14 protein-coding genes and 1 tRNA gene are annotated in these 18,633 nt (G+C 74.3%); 12 read left to right on the top strand and 3 right to left on the bottom strand.

Annotated elements, in window-relative coordinates; genetic code table 11:
- Positions 1-2,692: LuxR C-terminal-related transcriptional regulator (locus Ade02nite_RS29435; RefSeq protein ID WP_203771010.1), on the top strand; the 2,692-nt coding region annotated here is incomplete at its 5' end.
- Here Ade02nite_RS29435 and Ade02nite_RS29440 read toward each other — a convergent pair.
- Positions 2,693-4,204: a chitinase gene (locus tag Ade02nite_RS29440; RefSeq protein ID WP_203771012.1), complete on the bottom strand. Its 1,512-nt coding sequence runs from the start codon at positions 4,202-4,204 to the stop codon at positions 2,693-2,695.
- A 109-nt stretch (positions 4,205-4,313) separates the two neighbouring features.
- Here Ade02nite_RS29440 and Ade02nite_RS29445 point away from each other — a divergent pair, with 109 nt between their 5' ends.
- From Ade02nite_RS29445 to Ade02nite_RS29470, 6 genes are all read left to right on the top strand, one after another.
- Positions 4,314-6,641, top strand: a complete 2,328-nt coding sequence (locus tag Ade02nite_RS29445) for a glycosyltransferase family 2 protein (RefSeq protein WP_203771014.1) — start codon at positions 4,314-4,316, stop codon at positions 6,639-6,641.
- A gap of 13 nt (positions 6,642-6,654) precedes the next feature.
- Positions 6,655-6,727, top strand: a tRNA-Arg gene (locus Ade02nite_RS29450).
- A 33-nt stretch (positions 6,728-6,760) separates the two neighbouring features.
- Positions 6,761-7,867, top strand: coding sequence for a leucine-rich repeat domain-containing protein (locus Ade02nite_RS29455; protein WP_239169160.1), 1,107 nt, complete (start codon positions 6,761-6,763; stop codon positions 7,865-7,867).
- The gene (locus tag Ade02nite_RS29460) at positions 7,864-9,366 is read left to right on the top strand and encodes an ankyrin repeat domain-containing protein (protein ID WP_203771017.1); all 1,503 of its coding nucleotides are present in this window, start codon (positions 7,864-7,866) and stop codon (positions 9,364-9,366) included. The genes Ade02nite_RS29455 and Ade02nite_RS29460 overlap by 4 nt, the downstream gene beginning before the upstream one ends.
- A complete protein-coding gene (locus Ade02nite_RS29465) occupies positions 9,363-10,541 on the top strand; it encodes an AAA family ATPase (protein ID WP_203771020.1) in 1,179 nt (392 codons plus the stop codon). Before Ade02nite_RS29460 ends, Ade02nite_RS29465 begins: the two co-directional genes overlap by 4 nt.
- A 70-nt stretch (positions 10,542-10,611) precedes the next feature.
- Positions 10,612-11,805 (top strand): vWA domain-containing protein, encoded by a 1,194-nt coding sequence (locus Ade02nite_RS29470; RefSeq protein ID WP_203771022.1) that lies wholly within the window; start codon positions 10,612-10,614, stop codon positions 11,803-11,805.
- 440 nt (positions 11,806-12,245) lie between these two features.
- Here Ade02nite_RS29470 and Ade02nite_RS29475 read toward each other — a convergent pair whose 3' ends face one another.
- Both Ade02nite_RS29475 and Ade02nite_RS29480 read right to left on the bottom strand, forming a co-directional pair.
- Complete coding sequence (locus Ade02nite_RS29475; protein ID WP_203771024.1) at positions 12,246-13,721, bottom strand: Na+/H+ antiporter; 1,476 nt, start codon at positions 13,719-13,721, stop codon at positions 12,246-12,248.
- 6 nt (positions 13,722-13,727) lie between these two features.
- A complete protein-coding gene (locus Ade02nite_RS29480; protein ID WP_203771026.1) occupies positions 13,728-14,702 on the bottom strand; it encodes a DUF4331 family protein in 975 nt (324 codons plus the stop codon).
- 131 nt (positions 14,703-14,833) lie between these two features.
- On the opposite strand from Ade02nite_RS29480, the gene Ade02nite_RS29485 reads away from it, so the two are divergent.
- From Ade02nite_RS29485 to Ade02nite_RS29505, 5 genes are all read left to right on the top strand, one after another.
- Complete coding sequence (locus tag Ade02nite_RS29485) at positions 14,834-15,940, top strand: PucR family transcriptional regulator (protein WP_203771028.1); 1,107 nt, start codon at positions 14,834-14,836, stop codon at positions 15,938-15,940.
- Positions 15,937-16,332 (top strand): nuclear transport factor 2 family protein, encoded by a 396-nt coding sequence (locus Ade02nite_RS29490; protein WP_203771030.1) that lies wholly within the window; start codon positions 15,937-15,939, stop codon positions 16,330-16,332. Before Ade02nite_RS29485 ends, Ade02nite_RS29490 begins: the two co-directional genes overlap by 4 nt.
- 31 nt (positions 16,333-16,363) lie before the next feature.
- Complete coding sequence (locus Ade02nite_RS29495) at positions 16,364-17,095, top strand: class I SAM-dependent methyltransferase (protein WP_203771032.1); 732 nt, start codon at positions 16,364-16,366, stop codon at positions 17,093-17,095.
- Positions 17,092-17,229: a hypothetical protein gene (locus Ade02nite_RS29500; RefSeq protein WP_203771034.1), complete on the top strand. Its 138-nt coding sequence runs from the start codon at positions 17,092-17,094 to the stop codon at positions 17,227-17,229. The genes Ade02nite_RS29495 and Ade02nite_RS29500 overlap by 4 nt, the downstream gene beginning before the upstream one ends.
- A 170-nt stretch (positions 17,230-17,399) precedes the next feature.
- Positions 17,400-18,608, top strand: a complete 1,209-nt coding sequence (locus tag Ade02nite_RS29505; protein WP_203771037.1) for a M20 metallopeptidase family protein — start codon at positions 17,400-17,402, stop codon at positions 18,606-18,608.
- Positions 18,609-18,633: the final 25 nt, after the last annotated feature.

Below are 18,633 nucleotides of genomic sequence, written 5' to 3' on the forward strand. Positions count from 1 at the left end.
AGCCGCGACGAACGCCGCGACGAACGCCGCGACGAACGCCGCGACGAACGCCGCGACGAACGCCGCGACGAACGCCGCGACGAACGCCGCGACGGGCACGGGAACGAGCGCGACCGGCGGGACGCTGCTGGTCACCGGCGATCCCGGCGTCGGCAAGACCGCGCTGCTCACCGCCGTCGCCGACACCGCGGACCGCCTCGTGATCCGGCTGCCCGGTGCTCAGTACGAGGCCGAGGTGGGCTTCGCCGGTCTCAACCGCGCCCTGCTCCCGTTGCTCGGCCATTTCGGCGACCTCGGCGGGGCCCACGAGCGGGCGCTGCGCGTCGCGCTCGGCCTCAGCGACGGGGCGATGCCCGAGCCGCTGCTGCTCTCCAGCGCCGTCACCCTCCTGCTGCGCCGCGCCGGCGCCCTGCTCGTCATCGACGACCTGCAATGGATCGACCGCGCCAGTGCGCAGGTGCTCGGCTTCGTGGCGCGCCGCCTCGGCGGCAGCCGGGCCGCGATGCTCGCCGCCTACCGCACCGGTGTTCCCGGCTTCTTCGACCGGTCCGGCCTGCCGGAGCACGAGGTGCGCCCGCTCGACGCCGGGGCGTCCGCCGAGCTGCTGGCCGCCCGCTTCCCGGCCCTCGATCCGGAGGCCCGCGACCGCGTCCTCGCGACCGCCCAGGGCAACCCGCTCGCCCTGCTCGAACTGCCCCGCTCGGTGCGCGACGTGCCCCGCCTGCCTCCCGTGTTGCCGCTGGGCAAACGCCTCCAGCAGCTGTACGCCGACCGGATCGCTGCCCTGCCGCCGGAGACCAGGCACACGCTGCTGCTCGCGGCGCTCGACGGCGACGCGGGCCTGGCGGTGCTGGCCGCCGCCGTGGGCGGCGACCGGCTGCTCGACGACCTGGAACCGGCCGAGCGCGACGGTCTCGTGCGGGTCGACGGCGACACCCGTCAGGTCGTGTTCCAGCATCCGCTCATCCGCTCCGCCGTGGTCACCGTCTCCACCGCCGCCGCCCGGCGCCGGGCCCACAGCACGCTCGCCACCGCCTTCGGCGACGATGTCGAGCGGCGCGCCTGGCATCTCGGCGAGGCGGCGACCGGTCCCGACGAGGCGGTCGCCGCGCTGCTGGAGCGGGCCGCCCAGCAGATGCTGCGCCACGGCGACCTGCAGGCCATGGTGGCGACGCTGACCCGCGCGGCCGACCTGAGCCCGTCCGCCGCCGAGCGCAGCAGGCGGCTCGCCGAGGCCGCGTACGTGGGCGCCGAGGCCCTGGGCGAGGCCCGCAGCGCCGCCGATCTGCTCGCCCAGGCCCGCAAGGCGGCGGGGGAGGAGAACGCGACGACGCACTACGCGTCGGCCGCCGCGCTCGTGATGCTCGACTCCGGCACCCCGGTCGACGTCGTGCACGCCTTCGTCCTGCGCGCGCTGGAGAGCGCCGACGGCCCGCCCGAGTCCGCACAGTGGACGATCGCGCTGCTGGCCTTCTTCGGCGGCCGGGCCGAGATGTGGCGGCCGGTGGACGGCGCCACCGACCCGGAGCTGCGGCTCGCCCTGGACACCTTCGCCGATCCGGTCCGCACCGGCGTGGCCGCGCTGCCCCGCCTGGAGGCCGCGCTCGACGTCGCGCTGCGCGATCCCAGCCACGACACCGTTCTGAACGTGGCCGGGTGCGCGATGTTCGTGGACCGCATCGGCGTGCTGCGCGGCCGGCTGACCCGGCTGGCCGGCGAGGGCGCACCCGCGCGGCAGCGCCTGGTCGCGCTCATGGACCTCGCCGTCGACGCCTTCCACCGCGGCGCGTGGGAAGAGCAGGCCGGGCTGACGGCCGGCGGCCTGACCGTCTGCGCCGCGCCGGGCACGCAGTTCTTCCGCTTCTACTTCTGGTATCACGAGGCGCTGCTGCACGCGGTCCACGGCCGGCACGACGAGGCCGCGGCGGTCGCCGAGCGCATGACCGACTGGGCGGCCGCGCACGGCGCCGGGCTCGCCGCGACGATGGCCCGGCACGCGCTGGTGCTCGCCGCGTACGGCCGGGAGGACTTCGACGCGGCGTACCGGCACGCCTGCGCGATCAGCCCGCCCGGCACGCTCGCCTCGCACGTGCCGATCGCCCTGTGGGTCGCCTTCGACCTGATTTACGCGGCGCTGCGCACCGGGCGGAGGCACGACGCCGAGGCGCACGTGCGCGCGCTGCGCGAGGCAGGTGTGGCTGCTCTCTCGCCGCGCCTGGCGATCCTCACGGCCGCCTGCGAGGCGCTGGTGGCCGACGACGATACGCTGTTCGAGCGGGTGCTCGCCCTGCCCACCGTGGAGCAGTGGCCGTTCGACGTGGCGCGGGTCCGGCTGGCGTACGGCGAAAGGCTGCGCCGCTCCCGCGAGGCCGTCGAGGCCCGCCTCCAGCTGGAGGCCGCGCGTGCCGCCTTCCGCAAGCTCGGCGCCGCGCCGTGGGCCGAGCGCGCCGAGGCCGAGCTGCGCGCCGCCGGGCAGGCGACCCGCACGGCCGCCGGTGCCCGCGGCGCCGAGGCGCTGACCCCGCAGGAGCTCCAGATCGCCCGGATGGCCGCCGCCGGGATGACGAACAAGCAGATCGCCGAGCGCCTGTTCCTGTCGCCCCGCACGGTCGGCGGCCACCTCTACCAGATCTTCCCGAAGCTCGGCATCACCAAGCGGGCCGCGCTGCGCGACGCCATCGGCGAAGCCTGATCACAGCTTCTCCCACGGCGTGTCGGACGGGTCGCTGACCGCCGCGCCGGGCACGTCGCCGAGCGTCCACCACTTCGCCTGGTAGACCACGTTGTGGTACTGCACGCGGTCGCCGGCCACGTAGGTGGCGGCCGGGTTCCACGTCGCGTACGCGGTCGCCGTGACCGTCGACGAGCCGGTCGCCAGCGGCGTCTCGCCTGCCAGCACCGGGCCGAGCAGCGTCCACGGCGTGTCCGCCGCGTTCGTCACCGGCGCGTCCGGGGTGTCGCCCTGCGTCCACCACTTCGCCAGGTAGACGTTGTGATGCCAGACGACCTTCGCGTTCTTGGCGTACGCGGTCAGCTCGTTCCAAATCGGGTAGGGCGACGTGGCGGGGTCGTCCGACGGCGGCGCGGCCGCGCTCGCGGGCGCCTTCGTGGGCGTGGTCGCCGTGAACTCGTTGAACAGTGCGGTGAACGCGCCCCGCTCCTGGTCGAGGCCGCTGCAACTGGTCGACACGATGGTGGTGTCGACGTAGTTCACGCCGCAGTTGTTGTCGCGGTTGGCCGACCACATCGACAGCCGCCGCAGGCCCTTCTCGCGGGCGAAGGCCAGCAGCGCCGACGCGTCCGAGAGCTGGAACCGCTCGTCGGCCGTGTCGTTCTGCCCGATCATCGGCGTGGCGGCCACCCGCTGCCAGCCCTCCTCGGCGCTCAGGGTCGTGCCGATCTTCCTGTACGAGGTGACGACCTGCCCGGCGAGCGAGGTCAGCGACGCCTCCACCAGGCTCGTCATGGTCCGTCCCGTGCCCGGCGAGCCGTAGTTCATGGTGAGCGCGTTGACCCCGGCGACCTCCACCCCGGCGGCGAGCATCGCGTCGAGCTCGGCCACGCCCACGCTCGTGAGCCCCGCCGTGCCGACCGGCAGCGTCAGCCACACGTCGAGGCTCTTGCCGGCGGCGACGCGCTTGCGCTGCACGGCGCGCACGGCGGCCGCCCGGCGGGCCATGACGGCCGCGGTCTCGCCGCCGTCCTCGAGGTCGAAGTCGACGGAGGTGATGCCGTAGCGGTCGACCACCGCCTCGTACGCGGCCTGCAGCTTGGCCGGATCGGTGCAGGCCGACGCCAGCTCCTTGTTGCTCGCCCCGCCGAAGGACACCGTCACGTCGCCGCCGCGCTGGCGCAGCCGGGCGATCCGCCGGTCGAGGTCGATCCCGGTCGACGCGGTCGCCAGCGAGTACGCCGTGCCCCAGCTCGGCCGGCACACCACGTCCGTGCTGCTCACCACGAAGCCCAGCACCACGGTGCCGGCCGCGTTCGCCGAGGCGTCCTCGAACGAGAACTGCGGCGTGTTCGTCACGTCCACGTACGGGGCGAACGACGACACCTGCGCGGCGCCCGCGTCCAGCCGGTCCTTGACCGTGCGGAACGCGAAGGGCGCGCAGACCGCAGCGGCCACGACCACGACGACGAGCAGGATCCGCGGGACGGACAGCCGGCGACGGGGCTCCGCCGCCGAGTCGGGGGATGACATGTGCGTTCCATCGGCGGCCCCCGGCACGACTTGAGGAACTTCCCTCAAGTGCGCGCCGCCGCGGCCGATCCGGGTCTCCGATCACCCTCCGACCCCCGGGGAGCCGTCCATGCCCGCGAAACGCAGGCGCCAGTGGGGCGCCGACCGGCGCACCCAGCCGCTGCCCCCGGTGGCCGCGCCGGCGAGCGACACGCTCATCACGATGGGCCGCCTCGGCATCGTCGTCACCCTGCTTGCCTGGGCGGCCTACATCGTCGTCACGGTCATCTCCCAGTTCGTCAACCGCGGCTTCCAGGGCATGCGGTTCACGTCCGAGACCGTCGTCTACGTCGCCATCATGTCGCTGCTGACGATGTCGTCGCTGCTCTACCTGGTGGCCCGGCAGGGCGCGCTCTACCGGACCCGCGCGCACCGGCGCGTGCCGCGGGCGGTCGTCGACGAGGCGTTCGACGACCGGCGGCCGCCCATGACGGTGCTCGTCCCCTCGTACCGCGAACAGGTCCCGACCATCCGCAAGACGCTGCTCTCCGCGGCGCTGCAAGAATATCCAGACCTGCGGGTCGTGCTGCTGCTCGACGACCCGCCCCACCCCACGCGCGCCGACCACGTGGCGGGACTCGTGGCGGCCCGGGCGCTCCCCGGCGAGCTCACCGAATGGCTGCGCGAACCGCGCGAGCGCTTCGCGCGCCTGCAAGCCGGCGAGATCGGCGACCTCATCGACGAATATCGCTGGGCCGCGGACTGGCTGCGCCGCCGCGCCGCCGAGGAGCTCATCGAGGACCACGTCGACCGGTTCTTCGCGGAGCAGGTCCTCGGCGCGCTCGCCAAGGACTTCGACGGCGTCGCCGGCGCGCTGGCCTCCGCGCTCGACGAGGGCGAATCCCTTCCGGACGAACGGAAACGGCAGCTCTGCCAGCGGCTCACCTGGACCTTCCGCTGCGAGATCACCAGCTTCGAGCGCAAGCGGTACGCGTCGCTGTCGCACGAGGCCAACAAGGCGATGAACCTCAACAGCTACATCGGGCTGATGGGCCGCAGCTACGAGGTGCGCGAGACTCCCGAGGGCACCGTGCTCGTGCCGTCGCCGGCCGGGACGATGACCGTGCCGGACGCCGAGTTCATCCTCACGCTCGACGCTGACTCGATTTTGCTGCCCGAATACTGCCTGCGCCTGGTGTACCTGTTCTTCCTGCCGGACAACCACCGGCTCGCGGTCGCGCAGACGCCGTACTCGGCCTTCCCGGGCTCGTCCACCCGCATGGAGCGCCTCGCCGGCGCCACCACCGACCTCCAGCACATCGTCCACCAGGGCATGAGCTACCACGACGCGACGTTCTGGGTCGGCGCCAACGCGGTCATCCGCAAGCGGGCGCTCGACGACATCGTCGAGGTCGAGCACGCGAGCGGCCACGAGGTGCGCCGCTACGTGCAGGACCGCACCGTCATCGAGGACACCGAGTCCAGCCTGGACCTGGCCATCCACGGCTGGCGGCTCATCAACTACCCGGAACGGCTCAGCTACAGCGCCACCCCGCCCGACTTCGGCTCGCTCGCCATCCAGCGCCGCCGCTGGGCCAACGGCGGCCTGCTCATCCTGCCCAAGCTGTGGCGCAACAGCCGCGAGCGCACCCAGCGCGGCGAGCACGGCAGCGCCGCGCAGACCTGGCTGCGCGTCAACTACATGGCATCCACCTGCTGGAGCAGCATCGGCCTGATCCTGCTGCTCGCGTACCCGTTCGACAGCAAGCTCCTCAGCCCGCTCATCGTCCTCGCGGCACTGCCCTACTTCCTGGCCATGGCGAGCGACCTCAAGCGCCTCGGCTACAAGCGCACCGACATCCTGCGCATCTACGGCTTCAACCTGATCCTGCTGCCGGTCAACCTGGCCGGCGTCGTGAAATCGTTGCAGCAGGCCGTCACCGGCAAGAAGATCCCGTTCGCCCGCACCCCGAAGGTCGCCGACCGCACCGCGACCTCGCTGCTGTTCGCCGTCTCACCGCTGCTCGTCATCGCGTTCTCGGTCTACACCGTCTGGCGCGACGTCCAGCTGCACAACTGGGGCAACGCCGCCTTCGCGACGCTCAACGCGCTCGCCGCGGCCTACGCCGTGGTCGCGTTCATGGGCGTGCGCAACACGATCGTCGACCTGTGGCTCGGCTTCGTCGAGCACCTGTACGTCCCCGAGCCGTCCGCCAAGAAGCCGGTCGTCCGGCGCCGCCGCCGTACGGCCCCCGAACCGGCCCCCGCGCCGTGGCAGGAAATCCTCTATCGGGGCGCCGCGGCGACCGCCACCGGCGCCTACCACGCGGAGGCGAGCGGGTCCTTCCACATCCTCGCCTCCCCACCGGCGGCGCCGCCTCAGCACAACCGGCGCGCCTCCGACCGGCAGCCGGGGCGAGCCGGGACCGCTGACGAAACTGTCGTACCCCTCCCGTAAGCTCCGCGGCGGCGAAGTCGTAGCGCAGAGGTCGTCGCGCCTTAGCTGCGAGCAGGAGGACGCCGGTTCGAATCCGGTCGGCTTCGCCCCTGACGTTCCGCGGGGGAGTGGGTGTGGTGATGCAGGAGCAGCCGGCCGTGCGGTGCCCGGCCATCACCGACCCGTCCCGCGGCCTCGCCGACCCGTCCGACTTCGACGGTCTGCTCGGCCGGCTCGCCTCGCCGTCGCCGGTGACCGCGCCCGAGGAGTTCGCCCGCGGCCTGGTCCGCCCCGACGGCCGGGTCGACCTGTGCAAGCAGGGCGTGGGGCCGCTCCAGGCCGCCCGCGTCATGCGCTCTGCGGCCGCCTCACCGCACGCGAGACACGTGCTGCTCGGCACCAACGGCCTGGGCGCGTCCGGTGCCCGCGCCGTGGCCGGTGAGTTGGTGCCGGGCCACGGGATCAGCACGATCTACCTCGGCTGCAATCGGATCGACGCCGCCGGTGCCGCCGCGCTCGCCGAGCGCCTCGCCTCCGACACGTCGGTGCGGGCGCTGTGGCTCAAGCGCAACCCGATCGGCGACGCCGGCGTGGCAGCGCTGGCCGAGGCGCTGGCGCACAACACGTCCCTGCGCACGCTCGACCTGGTCAACACCGGCCTCTCGCTCGCCGGCCTCACCCACCTGGCCGACGCGCTGGCCGAGCGGCCGCCCGCGATGCAGCGGCTCTTCCTCGGCGGCAACGGCCTCGGCCCGTCGGCGGTGCCCGCACTCGTGCGCCTCGTCGCCGAGGGCGGTGTCCGCGAGCTCTATCTCGCGGTCAACAGACTCGGCGACGAGGGCACCGCCGAGCTGGCGGACGCCCTGGCCGGCTATTCGATGGTGCTCGGGCTCGGCGGCAACGGCATCACCAGCGTTGCGCCGCTCGCCGCCCACCTCGCGGCCTGGCAGGCGCTCGACCTGGCCCGGCCGCCGTCCGAGCGGGCGCTCGGCGGACAGCCCAACGTGGTCGGCGACCACGGGGCCGCGCTGCTCGCGGCGGCGCTGCCGGGCAGCGCGCTGCGCCGGCTCGACGTGCGCTTCACCGGGGTCACCGGCCGCGGAGCGCGGCAGCTGCTGGCCGCCGGTGCCGGGCTCGACCACCTCGGCATCAACGGCGGCGTCCCGAGGCGCATGCGCCGGCTGGCGCCCAAGACCTCCACACCGCCGCACGCCGACATCGGCGCGATCGTGAGCGTGTACCGATGAGCGACCTCGCCACCTGGCAACGGATCCGCCGCTACGCGGTGCCCGAGCGGATGATCGCGGAATGCACGGCGGCGCGCGAGCGCGGCGACTGGCGCGCGGCGTGTGCCGCCGCCGACGTGGCGGTCGGCTTCGACTCCCCGGCGGGCGTCGAGGACCTGGTGGCCGGCTTCGCCCCGGACCTGCTGCGGTGGCATCTGCCCCGCGCCCTCGGCGGCTACACCACCCTGGCCACCGACGCCTCGTACGTCCTCTATGGAACCTCACCCGTGACGGCCGGCACCAAGGTGCTCGTGGTGCACGCGCCGGTGTCGGTGCTCGGGTCACAGCAGCTCCGGCTCGAGATCGCGGCATACGGGTCGCTGAACGCGACGCGGGTGATCCGGCTGGCTCCGCATCTCTGGGACGCGCGACGAGCCGGAGAGCTGCGAGCCGTGGTGGGCGGCCCCACGTCGCCTCATACCCCGCTCGGCTCCGGCGTGCCTGCCTGGGCGGAGGCCGGGGTCGAGGCGACGGTCGACGACGAGGGCTCCACACCGTTCGACCTTGCCCGCCTCGCGTGGCTCGACCCGTTCCTCCTGGCCGCCGAGGCCCGGCGCGTCGCGGCCCTCTTCGGCTCGCCGTCGTGGGCGATCTGGTTCGACTACAACAATCTGGCCAAGGTCGACGTCGAGGGCGGCGCCGTCCGGCTCACCGCGATCTCCCTCGATTGGCGCTCGCGCCGCCGCGAGGACCACAACCAGCTGCCACAGCTCAGCGCGGCGCTGCTGCGCCCGTCCGCCGACCTTGACCTGGTGCGCAGCGGGCGGACCCGAGTGACCGAGCTCCACCCGCTCGTGCGCGAAGCGCTCTTCCCGGCCGCTGCGGCGCCCGCCGCCGCGCCGGCCCCGGCCGAGCCTCCGATCCGGGTGCGCTGCCGGGGCGTGTGGCACGAGATCGAGCACGCGCACGGCCGTCTCGTCCTGCGCGAGCACACCGCCGCCGAGGAGCAGCGCGAGCGAGCCCTGCTGGCGTTCGGCGGCACGGTCTCGGGCTGCTTCGCCGCCGCGCAGGCCTGGTCCGGCAAGCCCGGCCGCCTGCCGAAAAGGCTGCGCGCGATCCGCGAAGACCTCTGGCAGCGCATCATCCACGGCGGCACCCGCACGGTCCTCGAGATGCTCGACGCCGGCCTCGACCCCGCACTGCGCAACGGCCGCGGCCACACCCTGATGCACATGGTCCGCTCGTTCGACCACACGCGCCTGCTGCCCCGCCTGCTGGCCGAGGGCGCTGACATCAACGCGCGTGACCGCCAGGGCAGCACCCCGCTCTACCTGGCCGTCACCCAGGACTGGCCCGCCGGCCTCATCCGGGCGATGGTGGACGCCGGCGCCGATCCCCGCGTCCCCAACCAGGACGACATGTCGGTGCTCGAATACCTCGACGAGATGCTCGAATACATGGAGCACCGCGGCGAGGACTTCCACGCCGTCGCCACATACATCCAGGAGCGGGCCGCGTGACCACCGGGCTGGACGCCGCCGACGAGCTGCTGGCCCGCATCGGGACGTCCCGCACCGAGCCGGTCGACGACCACCGGGCGGCAGCCCTCGTCCTCGCCGTGTCGGCGAACCTGCCGGTGCTGCTCTGGGGCGAGCCCGGCATCGGCAAGTCCGCCACGCTGGCCCAGCTGGCCGACGGGCTCGGCGCGCCGATGGAGACGGTCATCGCGAGCGTGCACGAGCCGTCCGACTTCGCCGGCCTGCCCATCGTGGGTGACGACCCGGCCACCGAGGGCGTGCCCATGGCGCCGCCCGACTGGGCCGTGCGGCTGGCGCGGCGGGGCAACGGCATCCTGTTCTTCGACGAGCTGTCGTCGGCGCCGCCGGCGGTGCAGGCGGCCCTGCTCCGCGTGGTCCTCGAACGTCGCGTCGGCAGCCTGACCCTGCCGCCCGCGGTGCGCATCGTCGCCGCGGCCAACCCGCCGGCGAGCGCGGCCGACGGGTGGCACCTGAGCCCGCCGCTCGCCAACCGCTTCGTCCACCTGCACTGGGCCCACGACCCGCGCGTCGTCGCCCGCGGCCTGGCCGGCGTCTGGCCGCACATCGAGGTGCCCACGGTCGCTCTCGACCGCGCGCCCAGCGCCCTGGCCCGCGCCCGCGGCCTCATCGCCGGCTTCCTCACGGCGCGCCCCGGCCTGACCCACCACCTGCCCGCGGACGCCGAGAGCCGGGGCGGCGCCTGGCCCTCGCCGCGCACGTGGGACATGGCGCTGCGGCTCCTGGTCTTCCACTTCTGCACGACGTTGGGACGCGAGGCCCTGGCCACCGCCCTGGTCGGCGCGGTCGGCGACGGCGCCGGCCTCGAGCTGGTCACCTACCTGGACGAGCTGGACCTGCCCGACCCGGAACGCGTCCTGGCGAACCCGGCCGCCTTCGCCCTGCCGGACCGGGGCGACCGTCAGCTGGCCTTCCTCACCGCGGTGGTGGCCGCCGTCGCATCGTCGGTGACCCGGGCCCGCTGGGAGGCGGCGTGGGAGGTGCTGGCCAAGGCCGTCGACGCCGGCGTCCCCGACGTGGCCGCCCGAGCCGCCTTCGACCTGGCGCGCATGCGCGACCCCGGCTGGCCGGTCCCGGCGGCGATCGACGCCTTCGTCGACGTTCTGACCGCCTCCGGGATCCTGACCGGTGCCGGCTGACCCGCCCGCAGGACCCGCCCCGCCGACCGGCTCCCGGCCGCCTGCCACGCCGGTGGCCGGTGGTCCCGCGATGCCGGCCGGCCCGCGGGCGCCGGCCTCGCCGGCGGGTGTCTCGCTCGATCGGACCAAGCTGCTGGCGGCGCGGCTCAAGGCGACCGGCAGCCATCCCTACCTTGCGTCGGCGCTCTACAGCCTCACCGTCGTGCCCTCGTTCGAGGTCCCGACCATGGGCGTGGACCGGCACTGGCGCTGCTACGTCTCGCCGGCCTTCGTCGACGCCACGCCGGTGCCCGCGCTCGCCGCGGTGTGGATCCACGAGGTGGCCCACCTGCTGCGCGACCACCATCGCCGGGCCGAGCTGCTGCCATCGGCCGTCCGGCACGACCACCACCGCGTCAACGTGGCCCAGGACTGCGAGATCAACGACGACCTCTCGTCGCTGCCGGCCGGGGCGATGAAGCCGGCGATGTTCGGCCTGCCTGACGGGCGGCTCTTCGAGGAATACCTCGGCGGCATCCCGGCCACGCCCCACCCGCCGCAATGCGGGTCGGGTGCCCACGGCGTGCCCATGCCGTGGGAGTCGTCGGCGGCCGCCCGGGTCAGTCCCGCCGAGGCCGGTGCGATCCGGCGGCAGACCGCCCAGGCCCTGCGGGCGCACGCGAAGGCGCGCGGCCGCGTCCCCGCCGGGTGGAGCCGCTGGGCCGACGAGATCCTGGAGCCCACGATCGACTGGCGCCAGGCCCTGACCGGCGCCGTGCGCGAGGCGGCGGCGTGGGCGGCCGGCGCGGTCGACTACACCTACCGGCGCCCGTCCCGCCGCGGTGCGGCCGTCCGCGGGGTGGTCCTGCCGAGCCTGCGCCGACCCATGCCACGCGTGGCGGTCGTCGTCGACACGTCCGGTTCGATGGGCGACGAGCAATTGCGCGCGGTGCTCGCCGAGGTCGCCGGCGTCCTGCGCGCGGTCGGCATCGGCCACAACCGCGTGGCGGTCCTGTCCTGCGACGCGGACGTCCACGCCGTACGCCAGGTCGCCACCGTCGGCGAGGTGACCCTGGAAGGCGGCGGCGGCACCGACATGCGCGTGGGCATCGAGCGCGCCCTCCAGGCACGGCAGCGCCCCCAGATCGTCATCGTCCTCACCGACGGCCTCACCCCCTGGCCCCCGACGGCCCCCAGCGCGGCCCGGGTCGTCGCCGGCCTGGTCGGCGACGAGGCGCCATCACCCCCACCGTGGATCGAGACGATCCGAATTCCCTCCCGTTGAGCGGATGGTTCTTCCTCGTCCGCGGGAGCGGCCGTTGGCTCGCGAGCCTCGCGCGCCTCGTCCTGGGCAGCGCGACCATGACCCCAGCGGGAGCACCATCGGGCCGGGCGGCACCTTCCCGGTCTCGGATCGCTACGGCGTGATCCCGTCGCCGACCTTCACGAGCGGCGGTGGGGGATCTCTTCGCCGGCGGAGGCCCGCTCCACCGGTCAGCGGTGCGAGGATCCGCGGCGAGCGATGACTGGAGCGATGTCCAGTTCGCGGACCAAGATGCGGCACTGTCGTGGTCGTAACCGCGGGCCGCGTAGATCTTCGGCACCCGGCCGCGGTCGGGTGGGCTCCGGCCGGTTTGGCCGCCCTTGAGCGCTCGGACGTGGCTGGAGTCGACGACCGCCCGGGACAGGTCCGACTTGCCGGTGGCGCGCAGTTCAGCGAGCCGCTCAGCGGAGCGCGGCCTCCTCGCGGTCCAGCCTTTCCTCCAGGTGGCGCAGGACGCTGTCGTCGATGCGGCCGGCGTCGCGCAGGCCGATCAGGGCGTCGCGTTTCGTGGCGATCAGGGCCAGGCGGAGGGCGGCGTCGCGCGGGGTGGTGCCGTTCAGGTCGTCGAGGACGCGGGCGGCCGCGCCGGGGGCGGCGTCGCGGGCCAGCGCGGGCAGGGCGGCTCGGGCGGCTTCGGTCATGGTGCGGGTGGCGAGGCTCAGCTCGTCGGCGAAGGACCTGTCGGTGGGGAGGCGGGCCCAGCGGACCACGCGCGGGAAGAGGGCGGCCTGGGCGACCAGCGTGACGATGATGACGCCGGTGACCGTGAAGACGATCAGGGTGCGGGCGGGGAAGCCGGGCGGGATCGAGAGGGCGACCGCCAGCGAGACGGCGCCGCGGAAGCCGGCTATGCCGCTGACCACGCGGGCTCGGGCGCTCACCCGGCGCAGGCGCTGGCGGGGGCGGCGATCCAGGGCCCTGATGACGTACGGGGTGGTGAAGAGCCACAGGAAGCGGGCGCCCACGACCGCGGCCGAGGTGACCGCCACGGCGAGCAGGCCCCGGGTGAGGGTGACGCCGGAGAGGTCCCGGACGGCGGCGTGCGCTTCGATGCCGACCAGCACGAAGAGAGCGCCGTTCAGCAGGGACGTGGCGAGGCCCCAGAAGGCGAACGTCTGCTGTCTGGTCCGCGGCCTGCCGAGCCGGGGGCCGGCCTGGCCCATCATCAGGCCGGCGACCACGACCGCCACCACCCCGGACGTGTGGGCCGTCTCGGCGAGCAGGTAGGCGGTGAACGGGATGAGCAGGATCGCGATGTTGTCCTGTTCGGCGTCGGCGAGACGCCGCCTCAGCCGCGTGGCGGCCCAGCCGATGAATGCTCCTGTGGCGCAGGCTCCCCCGTACGACCAAAGGAACAACCACCCGGTCAGCGCGACGCCGGGACGGCCGGAACCCACCGCCAGGCCGAAGATGACCAGGGCGGTGCCGTCGTTGATGAGGCTTTCGGCGCGCAGGACGGTGATCGTGCGGCGGGGCAGCGCGCCGGCGAGCGCGCCGACGGCGGTGGCGTCGGTCGGGGCGACGGCCGCGCCCAGCACCCACGCGGGGCCCCAGGCGAGGCCGAGCGCGTGGGCGGTGGACGCGACGACGGCGGCGGTGGCCGCGACCAGCAGGGTGCTCGTCAGCACGATGACGCGCAGGTTGCTGCGGATCTCGCGCAGCGAGGTGGTGATGCTCTCCCAGAACAGCAGCGCGGGCAGGAAGAGCAGCAGCACCACCTCGGGCGGCAGGCGGGTGCCGCGCAGCCCGGGCAGGAGGCCGAGGAGCACGCCGAGCGCGACCAGCACGACCGGCGCGGCCAGGCGCAGCCGTTCGGACACGAGGTTGCCGATCAGCAGCGCCAGGCCGAGGGCGACGACGAGGTCCAGGCCGGCCACCGTGGATCAGGGCAGTTGCGGAACGTACGGGAACGTCGCCGTCGGTTTCGTGGTGATGGACTCCTTGCCGATGCCGAGTGTGATCGGGGTGTTCGCGGCGAGGCTGAACATGACGTCGGGGGCGTTGTCGGTCAGTGACCGGCCGTTGAAGCCGGCGAAGCTGAACGCGGCGGGGGTGCCGACGGTGTAGGGCAGGATGTTCGGCAGGATCCGGTGGGCGACGGTCGTCGCGTACGCGGTGGGGTCCTCGGCGGTGCCGTACGCGGCGACGATGCCGGCGATCTCCCGGATCACCAGGGGGCCGTGCACCGCGAAGTCGTCCCTGGGCTCGCCGCCGTTGAGGCGGTCGCCGAGGTCCTCGTTGTACTGGGTGAACAGCGGGTGCATCATCGGCAGGCCGATCCGGTTGATGGGGCGCCAGCCGCCGGCGTCGGTCTGGAGCGAGGCGACGGCCCAGACGCCGATCGTGCCGGTGAGGTCGCCGAGCTCCAGCACGATCGAGTGGACGGTGTGGCCGGCGAACAGGTTGGCCGCGCGGGCGGGGGTCCAGTCGCCGAGCTGGAGTCGCGTGCCGTCCTGCACGGCGTGGCCCATGGCGTGCAGCACGTCCGGCTCGATCCAGAACGGGTCGCCGGCCTTGCCCGCCCAGGCCCGCAGGCCACCGGCGGTGACCTCCTCGCCGGTGACGCCGCGGGCGACGCTCCGCTCCCCACGGAAGATCTCGTACGCCTGGCGGCCCTCGGCGTCCCGCTCGGCGAACACGAAGCGGTAGGTGACCTCCTCGACCGCGTCGCCGTTCGTGTCGATCTTGAATTCGTACTTGCCCTCCGGGTGGAAGCCGGGCACCGGGATGTCGCCGGCGATCGAGTGGCAGACGTTGATGACCAGCGCGGTGCCGGTCTCGCCGCGGAAGACGTACAGGTCGGTGATGTCCAGGCGGACATCCTGCCGCGCGAGCGGCGAATCGAGATGGTGAGACATGTGATCCATCGTCGGCACGGCCGGGTCCGCCGTCTGTCGTGCGAGCCCGTGAACCGGCGTGGGGTTTTCCCGAGTACGCCAGTCGGGCGGGCGTCATGTCGCGCGGGCCGCGACCCGTCCACGATCGAGGCATGACGACGACGTTGCTGCTCCTTTTCGACGAGCTTCTGGCGCTGGTGGGCTCCGAGGACCCGTCGGCCGTACGGATCGCGCAGCTCGTCGGCCGCCACTTCGGCGGCGAGTGCCGGCTGCTCGACGCGCAGTTCCGGCTGCTCGCCGGGCCGGTGCCGGACGACCCGCGCGCCTTCCGCCGGCGGGTGGAACAGCCCTGCGGGACGACGGCGGTCGTGCCGCTCGGCGCGGGGCTGCTGGTGCTGGAGACGCCCGTCGCGCTCTCGCCCGATGAGCGGGCCGACCTGGACCGCGCCGCCCGGCTGGCCGCGCTCGGGCTGCGCCGCTTCGACGAGCTGACCCGCGCCCAGGAGCAGGTCCGCGGCGAGCTGCTCGACGAGCTGCTCACCGCCCGCGGGCCGCTGTCGCCGGGGGTGTGCGCGCTGGCCGGGCTGCGCGGGTTCGACGTCGACGTTGCGTACGTCGTGGTGGGTGTGCGCACCGCCGAGCCGTCGATGGCCGATGTGCGGGCGGTGACCGACGCCGCGTCACTGTTCGGCGGGCTCGGCGGACGCCACGGTGACGCTCTGGTGGCCGTGCTGCCCGGCACCTCCCCGGTCGACGCCGGGCAGCGGGTCGCCCAGCGGCTGCGCGCCCGGGGGCGCGGCGCGGCGGCGATCTGCGTGTCCGAACCGGTGCTGCCGCGCGGCGGCGGCGTCTCGGCGGCGGCCGGCGACGTGCTGCACGGCGCGGAGCTGCTGGTGGGGCTCGGCGTGAGCGGGCGCGTGGTCACCGCGAACGACCTGGTCGTCTACCGCAAGCTGTTCGACCCGCAGGGCGCCGAGGAGCTGCGCTCGTTCGCGCTCGGCACGCTGGAGCCGCTGCTGCGGCACGATCGCGAGCATCGGGGCGACCTGGTGCGTACCGTGCAGGTGCTGATGGCGAACAACGGGAACGCGACGCGGGCGGCGCGGGAGCTCTACATCCACCCCAACACCATGGGCAAGCGCCTCGACCGGATCGGGCGCCTGCTGGGAGAGGACTGGCAGTGCGGGCCGTTCAACCTGCACCTGCGGCTCGCAGTGCACCTGCTGTCGCTGGGCGCGGACATGGAGGCGGCGGCATGACACTGCTCAGGAGGGCGGCGGCGCTGCTCGTGGCGCTGCCGCCGCTCAGGAACCGGCAACGAGGAGAAGAAGTGGACAAGCTGGACGAGCCCGTCAAGCGGGCGGTCGACGCGGCGAACGCGAACGACATCGACGCCTTCCTGGCGTCGTTCACCGACGACGGGGTGGTCGACGACTGGGGGCGCGAGTTCCGCGGCGCCGAGCGCATCCGCGGCTGGAGCGACAATGAGTTCATCGGCAAGCAGGTCGCGCTGACCGTGCAGACCATCCGCAAGCACGGCGACGAGACCACCATCACCGCGCAGGTGGGCGGAAACGGCTACACCGGCCCGAGCCACTTCACGTTCCGCGTCGAGGGCGACCGGGTCTCGCGCATGACCATCCGGGCTTGATCGAGCGCCGATCGTCGGGTTGGGTCGTCTCATGGCTTTGATCGCGTACGACGACACGGACGCGTCGGCGTTCGAGGCGACCCGCCACCTGCGAGCCGACGCCCTCGCCGCCTGGCGCACGGCGATCGGCGAGCACCTCGCCCCGCGGCCGGGCGCGCGCCTGCTCGACCTCGGCTGCGGCACGGGCAGCTGGGCACGCGCGTTCCGGTCGTGGTGGCCGCAGGTCGAGGTGGTCGCGGTCGAGCCGTCGGCGGCGATGCGCGAACGCGCCGTGTTCCGGCCGGTGGTGCCCGGCACCGCCGCCGACATCCCGTGCGCGGACGACAGCCTTGACGGGGCCTGGGTCTCCACCGTCATCCACCACGTGCCGGACCTGGACGCGGCCGCCCGCGAGCTGCGGCGGGTGCTGAAGCCCGGCGCGCCCGTGCTGATCCGCTCGGCGTTCGCGGGCCGGCACGAGGCCATCTCGCTGTTCCGCTGGTTCCCCGAGGCGGTCGCCGTGCTCGACAGCTACCCGAGCGTCGCCGCCGTCGAGGAGGCGTTCGCCGGCGCCGGCTTCACCACGGCCGCCTGCCAGCCCGTACCGCAGGTGACCGCCGCGTCGCTGGCGGAGGCCGCCGCCACCCTGCGGCGCGAGGCACACACCCCCTTGCAACTGATCACCGACGAGGCGTACGAGGCCGGCGTGGCCCGCCTGCGCGAGGCCGCCCGGACCGAGACCGGCCCGGTCGTCGACGCCCTCGACCTGCTGGTGCTCCGGTGACCCGTCTGGCGGTCGTCACGGGCACGAGCCGGGGCCTCGGTGCCGCCGTGGCCGCCCATCTCGCCGAGCACGGCGGGACGTCGTGGCCTGCTCCCGCGCCGCCGCACCCGCACGCGACCGCGTCCGGCACGTGATGCAGGACGTCCGCGACCCGGTGGGCCCGGCGCTTCCTCTTCCTGGACGGCCGGGCCTCGCCTGGTGACCCGTCGGGTCAGCACCACCGTCAGGAGTGGTCCCAGCTCCACTGCGCCGGGGCGGGCGCCCCCGAGATGATCGACGCACATCGCGATCCGGGGGAGGAACCATGTCGCACACCATCAGCCGCCGCGTTCTGCTCGGCGGTGCCGCCGCGGCCGGAGCGGCAGCCGTCTGGCCGGGAGCGGCCCGAGCGGCGGCCGCGTCACCGCGTCTCGAGGACGACCTGATCGCCCTGCGCCGCGACCTGCACGCGCATCCCGAGGGGCCGGGCCAGGAGCGGCGGACCGCCGCCGAGGTGGCCCGGCGGCTGCGGAAGGCGGGTCTCGACGTCACCACCGGCGTCGGCGGCCACGGCGTCGTCGGCGTCCTGCGCGGCGACCGCCCGGGCCGCACGGTGGCCTACCGCGCCGACATGGACGCCGTGCCCGCGGGCGACCAGATCGGCGGCACGGGCACCGCCGCGCACCTGTGTGGACACGACATCCACACCACCGTCGGCGTGGGCGTCGCCACCGTCCTGGCCCGGCGCCCGTTCGCCGGCACCGTCGTCTTCGTCTTCCAGCCGGCCGAGGAGACCCTCACCGGCGCCGCCGCGATGCTCGCCGACGGTCTCCTCGACCGGCTGCGGCCGACGGAGATCCATGCCTTGCACTGCGGGCCTTTCCCGGTCGGCGAGTTCGCGGTCACCCCCGGTGTCGGCCTGCCCGGCCAGGACCGTGGCTCGGTCACCCTGCCGGATCCCGCCGCGGCCGCCGGTCTCGCCGCCGCCATCACGGCCCTGGGCACGGTGGCGCGCCCCGCCACGCCGGCCGACCTGGAACGCCTCGTCGCCGACCTCCAGCAGCCCGGCGGCCCGCTGTCCCGCTTCGTCTTCGCCCAGGCCCGCGCGATCGGCACCGAAGTCCCGTTCTCCTACCGCTGCTGGCCCCGCGAGCGGCACCCCGAGATCCGCGACCGCATCCGCGCCCTGGCCCGCGAGGCCGGCGCGACGGCGGTGACGTTCCCGAACGACCCGTTCCCCGCCCTGCTCTGCCCGCCCCGCGAGGCGCACGAGCTGCGCCGCCACCTGCAGCGCCGCCACCGGGTCCGCACCCTCCACGCCGCGATCCCCTTCAGCGGCGAGGACTTCGCCCTCATGCTCGACCGCCTTCCGGGCACCTACACCTTCCTGGGGGTACGCCGTCCCGGCGCCTCCATCGAGACCAGCTACCCGCACTTCGGCGCCTTCGACCCCGACGAGCGGGCCATCGCCCACGGCGTCCGCGCGATGGCCGGCTGGCTCACCACCCGCGCCCGGGGCATCATCACCGGATGACTCCGCAACGGCGGCACGTGCTCGA

The sequence above is a fragment of the Paractinoplanes deccanensis genome (assembly GCF_016862115.1).
In the GTDB taxonomy this organism is placed as follows: Bacteria; Actinomycetota; Actinomycetes; order Mycobacteriales; family Micromonosporaceae; genus Actinoplanes; species Actinoplanes deccanensis.

What these genes read in the sequence shown, in the direction of transcription:
- Ade02nite_RS29440 (WP_203771012.1), bottom strand. Translation starts at nt 4,204, where the DNA reads ATGTCATCCCCCGACTCGGCGGCGGAGCCCCGTCGCCGGCTGTCCGTC.
- Ade02nite_RS29445 (WP_203771014.1), top strand. Translation starts at nt 4,314, where the DNA reads ATGCCCGCGAAACGCAGGCGCCAGTGGGGCGCCGACCGGCGCACCCAG.
- Ade02nite_RS29455 (WP_239169160.1), top strand. Translation starts at nt 6,761, where the DNA reads ATGCAGGAGCAGCCGGCCGTGCGGTGCCCGGCCATCACCGACCCGTCC.
- Ade02nite_RS29460 (WP_203771017.1), top strand. Translation starts at nt 7,864, where the DNA reads ATGAGCGACCTCGCCACCTGGCAACGGATCCGCCGCTACGCGGTGCCC.
- Ade02nite_RS29470 (WP_203771022.1), top strand. Translation starts at nt 10,612, where the DNA reads ATGCCGGCCGGCCCGCGGGCGCCGGCCTCGCCGGCGGGTGTCTCGCTC.
- Ade02nite_RS29480 (WP_203771026.1), bottom strand. Translation starts at nt 14,702, where the DNA reads ATGTCTCACCATCTCGATTCGCCGCTCGCGCGGCAGGATGTCCGCCTG.
- Ade02nite_RS29485 (WP_203771028.1), top strand. Translation starts at nt 14,834, where the DNA reads ATGACGACGACGTTGCTGCTCCTTTTCGACGAGCTTCTGGCGCTGGTG.
- Ade02nite_RS29490 (WP_203771030.1), top strand. Translation starts at nt 15,937, where the DNA reads ATGACACTGCTCAGGAGGGCGGCGGCGCTGCTCGTGGCGCTGCCGCCG.
- Ade02nite_RS29495 (WP_203771032.1), top strand. Translation starts at nt 16,364, where the DNA reads ATGGCTTTGATCGCGTACGACGACACGGACGCGTCGGCGTTCGAGGCG.
- Ade02nite_RS29505 (WP_203771037.1), top strand. Translation starts at nt 17,400, where the DNA reads ATGTCGCACACCATCAGCCGCCGCGTTCTGCTCGGCGGTGCCGCCGCG.